Source organism: Jiangella ureilytica (assembly GCF_004348545.1).
GTDB lineage: Bacteria > Actinomycetota > Actinomycetes > Jiangellales > Jiangellaceae > Jiangella > Jiangella ureilytica.
This window is the reverse complement of the sequence record NZ_SMKL01000068.1, coordinates 19,718-34,080: the sequence shown is the minus strand read 5'-3', so window position 1 is coordinate 34,080 and position 14,363 is coordinate 19,718. Positions and strand designations below refer to the sequence as shown.

20 protein-coding genes and 1 pseudogene are annotated in these 14,363 nt (G+C 69.2%); 5 read left to right on the top strand and 16 right to left on the bottom strand.

The window, feature by feature from the left end; genetic code table 11:
• The first annotated feature begins 609 nt into the window (after positions 1-609).
• From E1212_RS23375 to E1212_RS23355, 5 genes are read left to right on the top strand one after another with little or no spacing between them, the layout of a single operon-like run.
• Positions 610-1,677, top strand: a complete 1,068-nt coding sequence (locus tag E1212_RS23375; RefSeq protein WP_131986933.1) for an ABC transporter substrate-binding protein — start codon at positions 610-612, stop codon at positions 1,675-1,677.
• A gap of 43 nt (positions 1,678-1,720) precedes the next feature.
• Positions 1,721-2,104, top strand: a complete 384-nt coding sequence (locus E1212_RS23370) for a hypothetical protein (protein WP_131986931.1) — start codon at positions 1,721-1,723, stop codon at positions 2,102-2,104.
• Positions 2,105-2,106: 2 nt separating this feature from the next.
• Positions 2,107-2,970 carry an alpha/beta fold hydrolase gene (locus tag E1212_RS23365; RefSeq protein ID WP_131986929.1) on the top strand — a complete coding sequence of 288 codons (864 nt, stop codon included), beginning with the start codon at positions 2,107-2,109 and terminating at the stop codon, positions 2,968-2,970.
• 7 nt (positions 2,971-2,977) lie between these two features.
• Positions 2,978-4,198: an ABC transporter ATP-binding protein gene (locus tag E1212_RS23360; protein ID WP_131986927.1), complete on the top strand. Its 1,221-nt coding sequence runs from the start codon at positions 2,978-2,980 to the stop codon at positions 4,196-4,198.
• Positions 4,195-5,952: an ABC transporter permease gene (locus E1212_RS23355; protein ID WP_131986925.1), complete on the top strand. Its 1,758-nt coding sequence runs from the start codon at positions 4,195-4,197 to the stop codon at positions 5,950-5,952. Before E1212_RS23360 ends, E1212_RS23355 begins: the two co-directional genes overlap by 4 nt.
• Before the next feature lie 159 nt (positions 5,953-6,111).
• Here the strand turns inward: E1212_RS23355 and map are convergent, their stop codons facing one another.
• The 16 genes and pseudogenes from map to rplP all read right to left on the bottom strand — a co-directional run bounded on the left by map (position 6,112) and on the right by rplP (position 14,359).
• The gene (gene map, locus E1212_RS23350) at positions 6,112-6,921 is read right to left on the bottom strand and encodes a type I methionyl aminopeptidase (protein WP_131986923.1); all 810 of its coding nucleotides are present in this window, start codon (positions 6,919-6,921) and stop codon (positions 6,112-6,114) included.
• A 14-nt stretch (positions 6,922-6,935) separates the two neighbouring features.
• Positions 6,936-7,517, bottom strand: a complete 582-nt coding sequence (locus E1212_RS23345) for an adenylate kinase (protein WP_238992454.1) — start codon at positions 7,515-7,517, stop codon at positions 6,936-6,938.
• The gene (gene secY, locus E1212_RS23340; protein ID WP_119662868.1) at positions 7,514-8,818 is read right to left on the bottom strand and encodes a preprotein translocase subunit SecY; all 1,305 of its coding nucleotides are present in this window, start codon (positions 8,816-8,818) and stop codon (positions 7,514-7,516) included. The genes E1212_RS23345 and secY overlap by 4 nt, the downstream gene beginning before the upstream one ends.
• A 170-nt stretch (positions 8,819-8,988) precedes the next feature.
• Positions 8,989-9,438 carry a 50S ribosomal protein L15 gene (gene rplO / locus E1212_RS23335; RefSeq protein ID WP_131986921.1) on the bottom strand — a complete coding sequence of 150 codons (450 nt, stop codon included), beginning with the start codon at positions 9,436-9,438 and terminating at the stop codon, positions 8,989-8,991.
• A gap of 5 nt (positions 9,439-9,443) precedes the next feature.
• A complete protein-coding gene (gene rpmD / locus E1212_RS23330) occupies positions 9,444-9,626 on the bottom strand; it encodes a 50S ribosomal protein L30 (protein WP_131986919.1) in 183 nt (60 codons plus the stop codon).
• Positions 9,623-10,243, bottom strand: a complete 621-nt coding sequence (gene rpsE / locus E1212_RS23325) for a 30S ribosomal protein S5 (RefSeq protein ID WP_111253860.1) — start codon at positions 10,241-10,243, stop codon at positions 9,623-9,625. The genes rpmD and rpsE overlap by 4 nt, the downstream gene beginning before the upstream one ends.
• Positions 10,244-10,278: 35 nt before the next feature.
• A complete protein-coding gene (gene rplR / locus E1212_RS23320; RefSeq protein ID WP_131986917.1) occupies positions 10,279-10,662 on the bottom strand; it encodes a 50S ribosomal protein L18 in 384 nt (127 codons plus the stop codon).
• Positions 10,663-10,665: 3 nt separating this feature from the next.
• Positions 10,666-11,205 carry a 50S ribosomal protein L6 gene (gene rplF / locus E1212_RS23315; protein ID WP_131986915.1) on the bottom strand — a complete coding sequence of 180 codons (540 nt, stop codon included), beginning with the start codon at positions 11,203-11,205 and terminating at the stop codon, positions 10,666-10,668.
• Positions 11,206-11,227: 22 nt separating this feature from the next.
• The gene (rpsH, locus tag E1212_RS23310) at positions 11,228-11,635 is read right to left on the bottom strand and encodes a 30S ribosomal protein S8 (RefSeq protein WP_131986913.1); all 408 of its coding nucleotides are present in this window, start codon (positions 11,633-11,635) and stop codon (positions 11,228-11,230) included.
• 92 nt (positions 11,636-11,727) lie between these two features.
• Positions 11,728-11,913 carry a type Z 30S ribosomal protein S14 gene (locus tag E1212_RS23305; protein WP_131986911.1) on the bottom strand — a complete coding sequence of 62 codons (186 nt, stop codon included), beginning with the start codon at positions 11,911-11,913 and terminating at the stop codon, positions 11,728-11,730.
• A 1-nt stretch (position 11,914) separates the two neighbouring features.
• The gene (gene rplE / locus E1212_RS23300; protein WP_131986909.1) at positions 11,915-12,484 is read right to left on the bottom strand and encodes a 50S ribosomal protein L5; all 570 of its coding nucleotides are present in this window, start codon (positions 12,482-12,484) and stop codon (positions 11,915-11,917) included.
• On the bottom strand, positions 12,484-12,828 hold the full coding sequence (gene rplX / locus E1212_RS23295; protein WP_420814417.1) for a 50S ribosomal protein L24: 345 nt from the start codon (positions 12,826-12,828) through the stop codon (positions 12,484-12,486). Before rplX ends, rplE begins: the two co-directional genes overlap by 1 nt.
• Positions 12,825-13,193: a 50S ribosomal protein L14 gene (gene rplN, locus E1212_RS23290; protein ID WP_046772624.1), complete on the bottom strand. Its 369-nt coding sequence runs from the start codon at positions 13,191-13,193 to the stop codon at positions 12,825-12,827. Before rplN ends, rplX begins: the two co-directional genes overlap by 4 nt.
• A 7-nt stretch (positions 13,194-13,200) precedes the next feature.
• Positions 13,201-13,518: a 30S ribosomal protein S17 gene (gene rpsQ, locus E1212_RS23285; protein WP_131986905.1), complete on the bottom strand. Its 318-nt coding sequence runs from the start codon at positions 13,516-13,518 to the stop codon at positions 13,201-13,203.
• Between the two features lie 68 nt (positions 13,519-13,586).
• Positions 13,587-13,940 (bottom strand): annotated as a pseudogene (rpmC, locus tag E1212_RS30580) (50S ribosomal protein L29); the annotation flags it as partial.
• Positions 13,940-14,359, bottom strand: coding sequence for a 50S ribosomal protein L16 (rplP, locus tag E1212_RS23275; protein WP_131986901.1), 420 nt, complete (start codon positions 14,357-14,359; stop codon positions 13,940-13,942). The gene rplP and the pseudogene rpmC, both read right to left, overlap by 1 nt.
• Positions 14,360-14,363 lie beyond the last annotated feature (4 nt).

Below are 14,363 nucleotides of genomic sequence, written 5' to 3'. Positions count from 1 at the left end.
GTTCTTCCCCGGGACCGCCCCCTGATCCGCCCCGGCGCCGCTCCCCTCTCACGCCAGAAGTTGATCATGGAGTAACCGCGCAGTCGCGGGCCGGAATGTCCGAGTGATTCCGCCATTGCTCCAAGATCAACGAGGGCGGCGGCGACGCAGGTGGTCGCGGCGTGCGGGAAGCGGGGCCCGGCGGTGGCGGGCGCGGCCGCATTCCGGCCCGAGCGCGGGGTTCGAACCGGCCGCATCAAGAAACGGTGACGTTACAGCGACCCCCTTGACTCCCGCATTGTATCCATTATCTTATCGCCAATAGCACTGCCGAGTGCGCACTCCCGACTCGGTGCACGGCCAAGCCCTGCGAGCAAGCATGGTGATCGCGGTCGCCGCGACGCCCCAGCACGGTCCCTTTCACGAGGAACGCTCGACATCATCCGGGGGGCACATCGGATTCACGAGCCGGCCGCACCCAGCCTGACCCCACCCGGAGTCCTCGTGGGCGGACGCTTCCGACAGCCGCATCACGGCAGCCGCATCCGCACACGGCTCTGCGCCGGGCAGCCGGCTTTCGGCACGTGCAAGGTCGATCGGCATCCCGTACGGGAACATGGAGGACGCGTCATGACCAGCAGAAGGATCCGCCCGGCGATGGTCGCCGGAGGCCTCGCGCTCAGCCTGGGGGTCCTTGCGGCCTGCGGGGGCGGCGACGACGACACGACGGAAGCCGGGTCGGCCGGGTTCCCCGAGGCCACCAATGTCGACGACGTCTGCGCGGCGGGCGCCGAAGAGGGTGTCGTCAACGTCCGCAAGACGACCGACGCCGAGGTCTTCGCCAAGGAGATCGTGCCGTTCCAGGAGAAGTATCCGGACATCGAGGTCGAGTTCGTCTCGCAGCGGCCCGAGGACGTCATCCAGCAGATCGTCACGTCGACCCAGGCCGGCCGCGGCAGCGACACCGACGTCGTCGACCTCGCGCTCGACGACGCGAAGCCGCTCTTCGACCGCGACCTGGTGGCCAACGTCGAGTGGACGAACCTCGGGATCCCCGAGGAGAACACCGTCGACATCAACGACATCCACGTCTACCGCAGCCAGCGCGAGATCTGGGGCCTCGTCTACAACACCTCGCGCACCTCGCCGGACGACCTGCCCGACACCTGGGCGGAGCTGACCGACCCGAAGTACAAGGGCCAGATCGTCATCGACCCGCGTGCCAACAGCACCGGCTACCTGGCCGTCGCGTGGGGCCCCGACGAGACCAAGGCGTGGTACGAGGACCTGCTGGCCAACGAGCCGCTGGTCGTCGAGGGCGAGACCGCGGGCCTACTGAAGGTCGGCGCCGGCGAGGGCGTCATGGCCACCAACTCCTACGACGCGACCGTCCGCGAGCAGCAGGGCAACGGCGTCCCCGTCGACATCAAGTACATGGACGACGTCGTCGGCGCGAAGGACCACTACGCCGTCATCATCAGCGAGACCGAGCACCCGAACGCCGCCATGTGCTTCCTGGCCTGGTACGGCAGCGAGGAGGGGCAGGCCGCGCAGCTGGAGTTCGAGTTCAAGGACAACATCGCCAAGCCCGACTTCGTCTCGGAGGCCGCGGACTTCGCGATCATCGACACCTTCGAGGACATGGAGATGGTCTCCGGGGTCACGCAGGAGCTGTCCGCGATGACCGTCGGCGGCTGACGCCGTCACCCCTGTCCAGCGGTTTCCGAAGGAGGAGTCCGGCATGGCGCAGATGAGGACCGAGGGTGCCTCGCACCACGACATCCAGAACCAGCGCGGGGACGCGCAGAAGCAGTCGTGGCGCAAGCGCCGGACGGCCCTCATCAAGGGCGACACCGTCACCATGCTGGACTCCCCCTGCCGCCGGACCCGGCGGGGCGTCCACAAGGGCCCCGAGGGCCACTGCGGGCTCACGGCCGTCATGCCCGAGATCGCGGCCGGCAACGGCCACACCACGATCGACGGCGAGGCGCAGCACAGCACGTTCGGCGACATCGTGGACGCCCTGCTCGATCCGGTGCGGACGCTGGAGGACCCCGACCGCGACAGTCCCGACCTGTCCGGCCTGGTCTGGCCGGACCCGGACGACGACCGCCCGGAGGTCTGAGAGTGAGCGCCACCGCGACCCACACCGAGCGCTGGTTCGACGTCGACGGCCTGCGGCTGCACGGCGTCGAGTGGGGCAGTCCCGACGGAACGCCGATGCTCCTGCTGCACGGCGTCGGCAGCAACGCGCTCTTCTTCAACTCGCTCGGCCCGCGCCTGGAGGACCGGATGCCGGGCCGATACCGGATCCTGTCGCTGGACCACCGCGGCTGCGGCGACAGCGACAAGCCCGGTACCGGCTACGGCATCGAGCGCGCCGCCCAGGACGTCATCGACATCCACGACCAGCTCGGCGGAACGCCCATGGTGATCGTCGGCCATTCGCGCGGCGGCTGGCTGGCTTCGTACATCGCCGGGCGCTGGCCGTCGCGGGTCACCGACCTGGTGCTCATCGACCCGGCCCGGATCTTCTTCGCGACGATCGAGGATGCCGACGACTTCTACGGCGCGGTCGCGGCCGGCCTGGGCCCGTTCGACACCCTCGACGACGCCTTCGCCGCAGCCCGCGAGAAGGACCGCACGATGACATGGACGGCGCAGCGCGAAGCCGCCGTCCGCAACGGCCTGGAGGAGCTGCCCGACGGGCGCTGGCGGGCCAAGATGCCCCGCAGCGTGCTCCAGGCGATGCGGGCGGCCCGCGAGGACACCGACCGCGTGGGCCCGGTGCTCCCTGACGTGACGGCACGGGTGCTGATGTTCGTGTCGTCGCGCTCCGGCGAGTCGCGGCAGCAGCAGAAGCTCGAGTACGCCCGCAGGCTGCCCGGCGACGTCCGGGTCGAGATGGTCGACGCCACGCACGCCATCCACCAGGACGAGCCGGACGTCGTCGCCGGCACCATCACCGAGTTCCTCCGACCGGAAGCGTGAGGTCAGCATGAACGAGACACGTGAGGCCGACGAGCTCGAGGTGGAGGAGACGGGCGGGCCCCGCAAGCACGCGATCCACGTGCGCGGCCTGGAGCACGTCTACGGCACCGGCAAGAAGAAGTTCACCGCCGTCGACCACATCTCCTTCTCCGTCGAGGAGAGCCGGTTCTACACCCTGCTCGGCCCCAGTGGCTGCGGGAAGTCGACGACGCTGCACTGCATCGCCGGGCTGGAGCGGCCCACGTCGGGCGAGATCGAGCTCGGCGACACCGTCGTGGTGTCGTCGCGCCGGTTCGTGCCGACGCACCGCCGCGACATCGGCATGGTCTTCCAGGACTACGCGGTCTGGCCGCACATGACGGTGTTCGAGAACGTCGCGTTCCCGCTGCGGGTCAGCCGGCACAAGGTGCGCGACGTCAAGGAGCGCGTCATGAGGATCCTCGAGACCGTCGGCATGGCGCACCTGTCGCAGCGCCGGCCGTCGGAGCTCTCCGGCGGCCAGCAGCAGCGCGTCTCGCTGGCCCGGGCGCTGGTGCGCGAGCCCAGCGTGCTGCTGCTGGACGAGCCGCTGTCGAACCTCGACGCGACGCTGCGCGAGCAGATGCGCGCGGAGCTGCGGCAGATCCAGCGCCGCCTCAAGGTGACGACGATCTTCGTGACGCACGACCAGTACGAGGCGCTGGCGATGTCGAACCGCATCGCCGTCATGCGCAACGGCACCATCGTGCAGGAGGGGACGCCGCGCGAGATCTACCGCGAGCCGAAGGACGCCTTCGTCGCGTCGTTCATCGGCGTCTCCAGCTTCATCGAGGGCACGCTCCAGACGACGGACGACGACGGCTTCGGCTGGGTCGACTCCAACGTCGGCCGCATGCGCACCCGGGTGTCGCCGGACGCCGTCGCCGGTGACCGCGTCCTGGTCGTCGTCCGGCCCGAGGGCGTCGTCCTGCAGCCGCTGGGCACCGAGAGCCAGGAGAACCACTTCCCGGCCGTGGTCGACTACCGGCTGTACCTGGGCGGCGGCTACGACTACCGGCTGCAGGTGGGCGGCGTCCCCGTCCGCGCGACCCGGCCGGCCAACGAGCCGTACCGCAACAAGGACAAGGCGGTGGTCCACCTGCCCGCCGAGGAGTGCATCGCGATCCCGGCCGGCGAGGAACAGCACGCGCCGCCACCGGGGACCATCCCCGAGGACCCGCGCGACCAGGTGCCCGGTGGTCTGACATGACGCTGCTGGGCGACCGGCCTGCGGCCGCGGCACCCCCGCCGCCACCGGCCGCGCGGCCCTCGAGGCGGTCCTGGCGGCCCAGCGGCCGGGTCGTGCTCACCGTCGTCGTGGTCGCGATCCTGCTGTACCTGGTGGCCGGGCCGCTGATCATGCTGGTCGGCAGCAGCTTCCAGGACTCGTCGACCGGGCTCCCGCTGTCGGCCGGCGCCGAGTGGACGCTGGAGAACTACACGCGGGTCTTCGGCAACGAGCAGACCTATACCGCGCTCGGGAACACGCTGATCTTCGCCGGCGGAGCGCTGGCCATCGCGTTCACCCTCGCGGTGCTGTTCGCCTGGCTCATCGAGCGCACCGACATCCCGTTCCCGAACGCGTCGTTCGTGCTGCTGGTGGCGCCGTCGGGCATGCCGTTCCTGATCGTGTCGATCGCCTGGTCGCTGCTGCTCAACCCCACCAACGGGCTGATCAACCAGCTGCTCGACACCTGGTTCGGGTTCACGGTGAACATCTACTCGATGGCCGGCATGATCTTCGTGCAGGGCATCGGCATGGTGCCCATCACCTTCCTGCTGGTGTCCGCGGCCATCAAGGGCATGAGCAGCAGCCTCGAGGACGCCGCCAGCACGTCCGGCGCGACCCTGCCGCAGACGCTGCGCCGCGTGACCGTCCCGATGATGACGCCGGCCCTGCTGGGCGCGTTCGTCTACCTCATCGTCAACGTGGTCGACACGCTGGACGTGCCGCTGGTGCTGGGGCTGCCCGGCCACGAGATCGTGCTGAGCTCGCAGGTCTATCTGACGTCGCGGCCGCCGGCGGGCCTGCCCGACTACGGTGCGGCCAGCGTCTACGGCATCCTGATGATCGGCATGGTCATCGTGCCGCTGCTCGTCTACAACCGCCTCATCGGCCGGGCCAACGCCTACACCACCATCGGCAGCCGTGCGCGGCATCCGAAGAAGCTGCAGCTGGGCATCTGGCGCTACCCGGCGCTCGGGCTGCTGGGGCTGTACGTGCTGATCGGCTTCGTGCTGCCGTTCCTGGTGCTGATCTGGGTGAGCATCCAGCCGTTCTACGAGGGCATCTCGCAGGCAGCGGTCGACCGCATCACGTTCGACGGCTACCGCGACATCTTCAGCAGCGGCGCCGTCGGCGAGGCCTTCCTCAACACGCTGATCCTCGGCGCCGCCGCCGGCATCACCGCGGTGGCGCTGGCGACGCTGACGTCCTGGCTGATCGTCCGGTCGCGGTCGCGGGCCACGTGGATGCTGGACCTGCTGGCGTTCATGCCGCACGCCTTCCCCGGCGTGGCCATCGGCCTGAGCATCTCGCTGATCTACCTGGTGCTCCCGATCCCGATCTACGGCACCATCTGGATCGTCGTCCTCGCCATGGCGACGCAGTACGTCAGCCTCGGCACCCGGCTCACCACCAGTGGCATCGTGCAGATCCAGGAGACGCTGGAGAAGGCCGGCGCCACCAGCGGGGCGGCCATGCGGACGGTCTGGCGGCGGATCCTGGTGCCGCTGCTGCGCCCGGCGTTCGTCAACGCGTTCCTGCTGGTGTTCCTGGCCAGCATCCAGAACCTGACGCTGCCGCTGATGCTGCAGTCGCCGGACAACACCGTCGCGTCGACGCTGCTGTGGGGCCACTGGGACCGGGGCAACGTCACCAGCGCCGCCGTCCTCAGCGTCGTGATGACGATCATCACCGTCCTCGCGGCCGGCTTCCTGCGCAACACCACGCGCAAGATGTGACGGCGTCGACGGGTCGGCGCGGCTCGGGAGGGTGGCGCACCGGACCCCGGTTGCCCATCCGCCCGCCGCCTCGTCCGCGACATGCCGGGTCGCGGGTGCAGAGGGGCGACCCATCGGGGTCGGGAACCGGGGCCGGCGCTCGAGCGGGCCGGGTGGCGCCTAACCGTGGTGGGCCGCGGCGGCCGGCACCCCGAGCTCCGCGAGCCGGGCGGCGCCGCCGTCGAGGGCGGTGAGGACCCAGGGGCCCTCGGGGGTGACGGCGATGCTGTGCTCGAAGTGTGCGGCCCACGAGCCGTCGTCGGTCTTGACCGTCCACTCGTCGTCGAGGACGTGGGTCTCGGGGCCGCCCATGGTGATCATCGGCTCGACCGCGAGGCACAGGCCGGGGACGAGTTTCGGCCCGCGCTGGCGGGTGCGGTAGTTCATGACGTGCGGGTCCTGGTGCATCGCGGTGCCGATGCCGTGCCCGCCGTACTCCTCGACGATGCCGTACGGGCCGCGCGCCTCGATGGTCTTCTCGATGGCGGTGCCGATGTCGCGCACCCGGTTGCCGGCCCTCATGGCGGCGATGCCGGACCAGAGCGCGTCGTCGCAGTCGACGAGCAGTGTGGCGACGGCCTCGGGGACCGAGCCGACCGCCACCGTCACCGCGGCGTCGCCGTGCCAGCCGTGCAGGACGGCGCCGAAGTCGAGCGAGACGATGTCGCCCTCGGCGAACGGGGTGGAGTCGGGGATGCCGTGGACGACCACGTCGTTGACCGAGACGCACACCGTCGCCGGGAAGCCGCCGTAGCCGAGGAAGTTCGACGTGGCGCCGCGCGCGGCCAGCTCGCGCCGGGCAATGGCGTCGAGGTCCAGCGGGGTGGCGCCCGGCACGATGGCCGCGCGCATCACCTCGTGGATCTCGGCGACGACCAGCCCGGCCGCGCGCATCCCCGCCAGCTGCTCGGGCGACTTGATCTCGACCATGCTGCCGCGCCGGCTCAGTGCGGCTGCGGCGGCTGCTCGATCGCCTCGGCCACCCGCTGCTGCACCTCGTCGACGCTGCCCAGGCCGTCGACCTCGAAGACCAGGCCGCGGTCGCGGTAGACCGCGATCAGCGGCGCCGTCTGCTCGAGGTAGAGGTCCTGCCGGCTCCGGATGGTCTCGGGGGTGTCGTCCTCGCGACCCTCCTTGAGCGCCCGCTCGTGCAGCCGCTTGACGACCTCGTCGACGTCGACCTTGAGGACGATGACGTGGTCGAGCTCGCACCCCTGCTCGGCCAGTACCTTGTCGAGGAAGTCGACCTGCGCGAGCGTGCGCGGGTAGCCGTCGAGCAGGAAGCCGTCGGCGACGTCGGGCTGCAGGAGGCGGTCGCGGACCACCTCGTTGGTCAGCTCGTCCGGCACGTAGAGGCCAGGCCCGAGATAGGGCTTCACCTGCCGGCCGAGGTCGGTCTCGTTGGCGATGTTCGACCGGAAGATGTCGCCGGTCGAGATGGCCGGCACGGCGAACCGCTTGGCGACCAGGTCGGCCTGGGTGCCCTTGCCCGCGCCCGGCGGGCCCATGATGAGCAGTCGCGTCACCGCAGGAACCCCTCGTAGTTGCGCTGCTGCAGCTGGCTCTCGATCTGCTGCACGGTCTGCAGGCCCACACCCACCATGATGAGGATCGACGTGCCGCCGAACATGTTGTTGAACGACTGGCCGCCGTCGGCGGGGTTCAGCACGTTGAACGCCAGGAGTGGCAGCAGTGCCACGAGAGCCAGGTAGATGGCGCCGGCCGAGGTGATGCGGTTGAGCACGTAGGCGAGGTACTCCTCGGTGGCCCGGCCGGCGCGGATGCCCGGCACGAAGCCGCCGTAGCGCTTCATGTTGTCGGAGATGTCCTTCGGGTTGAACGTGATGGACACGTAGAAGAACGCGAACCCGACGATGAGCAGGAAGTACGCCGCGATGTAAGCGGGGTGGTCGCCGCGGGTGAAGTTGTCCTGGATCCACAACGCCCAGCCGGACGTCTGGTTGAACTGCGCGGCGAGCAGCGGGATGTAGAGCAGCGACGACGCGAAGATGACCGGGATGACGCCCGCCTGGTTGATCTTCAGCGGGATGTACGTGGCGGAGCCGCCGTACATGCGCCGGCCGACCATGCGCTTGGCGTACTGGACCGGGATGCGCCGCTGCGCCTGTTCGACGAAGACGATGAGCGCGACGACGATGAGCGCGACCGCGATGACCAGGCCGAAGATGCCCCAGCCGCGGCTGGTCTGGATGCCCCAGAACAGGCCCGGGACGCTGGCCACGATCTGCGTGAAGATCAGCAGCGACATGCCGTTGCCGACGCCGCGGTCGGTGATGAGCTCGCCCAGCCACATGACCAGACCGGTGCCGGCCGTCATGACGATGATCATGATGGCGGCGGTGGTGAGCGAGTCGTCCTGCAGGACCTCTTCGGGGCAGTTCGGGAAGAACTGCCCGCGGCGCGCCAGCGTGACGATGGTGGTCGCCTGCAGCAGCGCCAGGCCGATGGTGAGGTAGCGCGTGTACTGCGTGATCTGCGCCTGTCCCGACGCGCCCTCCTTGCGCAGCGCCTCGATGCGCGGGATGACCACCGTAAGCAGCTGCAGGATGATGCTGGCGGTGATGTACGGGATGATCCCGAGCGCGAAGACCGCGAGCTGCAGCATGGCGCCGCCGGAGAACAGGTTGAGCATCCCGTAGATGCCCTCGTTGCCGGCGAGGTCCACACAGGTGCGGACCGCCGGGACGTCGACGCCAGGTGTCGGGAGTACCGAGCCGACGCGGAAGATCGCGATGATGCCCAGCGTGAACAACAACTTCTGGCGCAGGTCAGGTGTACGGAACGCCTGCGCGAACACTCTGAGCACTTCAGGGCCTCCTGCGGGGCCGACGGCGGAGACGACGAGGTCGTGGCCGACGCGGTGGTACGGACGGAACAGACGGTAACACCGCCGGGTCCGAACGACCGAAAGCGCCTGTCGTCCGTAAGACGGCAGGACGCTCTCGGAACCGTTCGAAACACGCCGGCGGGGGGCGCCTACACCTCGGTGGCGGTGCCCCCAGCAGCGGTGATCTTCTCCTTGGCGCTGGTCGAGAACGCGTTGACGTTCACTTGCAGCGCAACGGAGATCTCACCGGTGCCCAGAACCTTGACCGGCTTGCCGGCTCGCACAGCGCCCTTGGCCACGAGGTCGTCGACGGTGACGTCCCCGCCCTCCGGGTACAGCGCCGCCAGCTTGTCCAGGTTCACGACCTGGAACTCGACGCGGAACGGGTTCTTGAACCCCTTCAGCTTCGGCAGACGCATGTGCAGCGGCATCTGCCCGCCCTCGAATCGAGCCGGCACCTGGTAGCGCGCCTTCGTGCCCTTGGTGCCGCGACCCGCGGTCTTGCCCTTCGACGCCTCACCGCGACCCACGCGGGTCTTCGGGGTCTTGGCGCCGGGGGCCGGCCGCAGGTGGTGCGGCTTCAGTGGCGAGTTGCTCATGCCTCTCAGACCTCCTCGACGGTGACCAGGTGCGCCACCGTCTTGACCATGCCCCGGATCTCGGGGCGGTCGTCCTTGACGACCTCGTGACCGATCCGCTTCAGGCCGAGCGAGCGCAGGGTGTTGCGCTGGGACGACGTCCCGCCGATCGGGCTCTTGACCTGACGGACCTTCAGCTGCCCGCTCATGCCGACGCTCCCGCGGCCTGGGCGCGCAGCAGCGCGGCCGGGGCGACGTCCTCGAGCGGCAGGCCGCGGCGGGCCGCCACCTGCTCCGGACGCTCCAGCGACTTCAGCGCCTCCACCGTGGCGTGCACGATGTTGATGGCGTTGGACGAGCCGAGCGACTTGCTCAGGACGTCGTGGACGCCCGCGGCCTCCAGGACGGCGCGCACCGGGCCGCCGGCGATGACGCCGGTACCGGGCGACGCCGGGCGGAGCAGCACGACGCCGGCGGCCTTCTCACCCTGGACGGGGTGGGGGATGGTCCCCTGGATCCGCGGCACCTTGAAGAACTGCTTCTTGGCCTCTTCGACACCCTTGGCGATGGCCGAGGGCACCTCCTTGGCCTTGCCGTAGCCGACGCCCACGGTGCCGTCGCCGTCGCCGACGACGACCAGAGCGGTGAAGCTGAAGCGACGGCCACCCTGCACGACCTTGGCGACGCGGTTGATGGCGACGACGGTCTCGATGTAGTTGGTCTTGTCCGCACCGCCGTCGCCGCGACGGTTGTCGCGATCGCGACGGTCACGACGATCGCGGCGCTCGCCACCGGCACCGCCACCGCGGCGCTGGGGTTCAGCCATGATGTCCCTCTATCCTTCTCGAGATTCGATCGCTGTCAGAGCTTCAGGCCACCCTCGCGGGCGCCCTCCGCTACCGCGGCCACGCGGCCGTGGTACTGGTTGCCGCCGCGGTCGAAGACCACGGCCTCGACGCCGGCAGCCTTGGCGCGGTCGGCGAGGAGCTCGCCGACCCGGCGCGCCTTGGCGGTCTTGTCGCCGTCGAGCGAGCGCAGGTCGGCCTCCATGCTGGTGGCCGAGGCCAGGGTGCGGCCGGTGGCGTCGTCGACGACCTGGGCCACCATGTGCCGCAGCGACCGGGTGACGACCAGGCGCGGCCGCTCGGCCGTGCCCGTGACCTTCTTCCGGACCCGCAGGTGCCGGCGGTCGCGGGCAACCCGCTTGTCGCCCTTCTTGATGTGGCGATTGATCGCGATGCCCATGTGTTACTTCCCAGCCTTTCCGACCTTGCGCCGGACGCGCTCGCCCTCGTAGCGCACGCCCTTGCCCTTGTACGGCTCGGGCTTGCGGATCTTGCGGATGTTCGCGGCGATCTCGCCGACCTTCTGCTTGTCGATGCCCTGCACCGAGAACTTGGTCGGGGACTCGACGGCGAACGAGATGCCCTCGGGCGGCTCGACGACGACCGGGTGGCTGAAGCCGAGCGCGAACTCGAGGTTCCGGCCCTTGGCCGTGACGCGGTAGCCGACGCCGACGATCTCGAGCTTCTTCACGTAGCCCTCGGTGACGCCGGTGACCATGTTGGACACCAGGGTCCGGGTGAGCCCGTGCAGCGCCTTGCTCTCTCGCTCGTCGTCGGGACGGACGACCTCGAGGGTGCCGTCGTCGCCCTGCTGGACGCCGATGACCTCGGGCAGCGTGTGGTTCAGCGTGCCCTTGGGGCCCGTGACCGTGAGCGCGCGGCCGTCGATGTCGACCTTGACGCCCGAGGGAACGGGGATCGGGAGCTTGCCGATGCGCGACATGAGAGTATTCGCTCCTTTCCCGTTACCAGACGTAGGCGAGGACTTCCCCGCCCACACCCTGCTTGGCTGCCGACTGACCCGTGAGCAGGCCCTGCGACGTGGAGATGATGGCGATGCCCAGACCGCCGAGCACGCGCGGCATGTTGGTGGCCTTGGCGTAGACCCGCAGACCCGGCTTGCTGACGCGGCGGATGCCGGCGATCGAGCGCTCGCGCGAGGGACCGTACTTCAGGGTGAGCTCGAGGCTCTTGCCCACAGTGCCCTCGGCCGGCTCGTGCACGGAGAACCCGGCGATGTAGCCCTGCTGCTTGAGGATCTCGGCGATGTGCACCTTGATCTTGCTGTGCGGCATCACCACGGTGTCGTGGTGCGCCGTGTTGGCGTTGCGCAGACGCGTGAGCATGTCTGCGATCGGGTCGGTCATGGTCATGTGTGGTTGCCGCTTTCCCGTCGTGGTTTCCGCACCGGCTCGTGCCGGCTACGGACCTGTGACGATCCGATGGGGTCTGGCTGCTGGGGTGATTACCAGCTGGACTTGGTCACGCCCGGCAGCTCGCCGCGGTGCGCCATCTCGCGCAGGCACACTCGGCACAGCCCGAACTTGCGGTACACCGAGTGCGGGCGACCGCACTTCTGGCACCGGGTGTACGCGCGCACCGCGAACTTGGGCTTGCGCGAAGCCTTGATGACAAGCGCCTTCTTGGCCACGTCAGTTCTCCTTGAACGGGAAACCGAGCAGCTTGAGCAGCGCCCGACCCTGGTCGTCGTTGGTGGCGGTGGTGACGACCGTGATGTCCATGCCGCGGACCCGGTCGATCCTGTCCTGGTCGATCTCGTGGAACATCGACTGCTCGTTGAGACCGAAGGTGTAGTTCCCGTTGCCGTCGAACTGCTTGCCCGACAGGCCGCGGAAGTCCCGGATGCGGGGCAGCGCGATGGTCACCAGGCGGTCGAGGAACTCCCACATGCGGTCGCCGCGCAGCGTGGCGTGCGCACCGATGGGCATGCCCTCGCGCAGCTTGAACTGCGCGATGGACTTGCGCGCCTTGGTGACCGACGGCCGCTGGCCGGTGATCGCGGCGAGGTCGGCGACGGCGCCCTCGATGAGCTTCGCGTCGCGGGCGGCCTCGCCCACACCCATGTTGACGACGACCTTGGTGACGGTCGGCACCTGCATGACGTTCGCGATCTGGAACTGCTCGCGCAGCGCCGCGATGATCTCGTCGCGGTAGCGCTGCTTGAGCCGCGGCAGCGCGCGGGTCTCAGTGGTGGTGGTCATCAGATGTCCTCACCGGTGCGCTTCGCGAACCGGACCTTGTTGCCGTTGTCGTCGATGCGGTACCCGACCCGGGTCCCCACCGTCTTCTTCTTGCCGTCCACGTCGGCCTCGACGGCGAGCTGCACGTTCGAGACGTGGATCGGCGCCTCCTGGTGCACGATCCCGCCGGACTGCTGCGTGCCGCGGGCGGTCTGGGTCGGCTTCGTGTGCTTGGTGATGCGGTTGACGCCCTCGACGAGGACACGCTCCTGGCGCGGGTAGGCCGCGATGACCTTGCCCACCAGACCCTTGTCCTTGCCGGCGATGACGATGACCTTGTCACCCTTCTTGATCTTCATACTCACAACACCTCCGGAGCGAGCGAGATGATGCGCATGAAGCGCTTGTCCCGCAGCTCACGACCGACGGGCCCGAAGATGCGGGTCCCGCGCGGGTCGCCACCGTCCCTGATGATCACGGCCGCGTTCTCGTCGAAGCGGATGTAGGAGCCGTCCGGACGGCGGCGCTCCTTGACGGTCCGCACGACGACGGCCTTGACGACGTCACCCTTCTTGACCGCGCCGCCGGGGATGGCGTCCTTGACGGTCGCCACGATGACATCACCGATGCCGGCGTATCGCCGACCGGAGCCACCGAGTACACGGATGCACAAGAGCTCCTTGGCACCGGTGTTGTCGGCGACGCGCAGTCGCGACTCCTGCTGAATCATCTCGCTCCTACTTCGCCTTCTCGATGATCTCCACGACGCGCCAGCGCTTCGTGGCCGACAGCGGACGGGTCTCCATGAGCAGGACGCGGTCGCCGATGCCGGCCGTGTTCTGCTCGTCGTGGGCCTTCAGCTTGCTCGACCGACGGACGACCTTGCCGTAGAGCGGGTGCTTGAAGCGGTCCTCGACGGTGACGACGACGGTCTTGTCCATCTTGTCGCTGACCACAACGCCCTGGCGGGTCTTGCGGTAGCCGCGGCCGCCCGGGGCACTCCCGGCGGACTTCGGGCTCTCGGTCACGTTCTCTTCCTTGTTCGCGGGGCTCACTCGGCACCATCCTCAGCGGAGGCGGCCTTCTTGGTCGTCCGCTTGCGCGGCGCGGCCTTCTTGGGCGCCTCGGCGTCGTCGTCGGCCTTGACCTCGGCCTTGGCAGCGGTCTTCTTGGCCGCGGCCTTCTTCGGCTCGGCCTCGGCCTCCGCCTTCTCGGACTTCGCCTCCGCCTTCTTCGACTCGGCCGGCGCCGCCACGACGGCGACGATGCCGAGCTCGCGCTCGCGCATGATCGTGTAGATGCGCGCGATGTCGCGACGGACGGCCTTCAGCCGGCCATGGCTCTCGAGCTGACCGGTGGCACCCTGGAACCGCAGGTTGAACAGCGACTCCTTGGCCTTCTGCAGCTCCTCGACCAGCTCGTCGTCCGAGCGGTCGCGCAGCGACACGGCGTCGAGGTTCTTCGAACCGATCGCCATCAGAAATCACCTGCCTCGCGCTTGACGATGCGCGCCTTCATGGGGAGCTTGTGGATCGCACGGGTCAGCGCCTCGCGAGCCACCGTCTCGTTCGGGAACGACAGCTCGAACATGACGCGGCCCGGCTTGACGTTCGCGATCCACCACTCAGGCGAACCCTTGCCGGAACCCATGCGGGTCTCGGCCGGCTTCTTCGTCAGGGGCCGGTCCGGGTAGATGTTGATCCAGACCTTGCCGCCACGGCGGATGTGCCGGGTGATGGCGATACGTGCGGCCTCGATCTGGCGGTTGGTCACGTAGTGGCCCTCGACCGCCTGGATGCCGTACTCACCGAAGGCCAGCGTCGTGCCGCCCTTGGCCATGCCGCGGCGCTTCGGGTGGTGCTGCTTGCGGTGCTTGACCTTGCGGGGGATCAGCATGGTC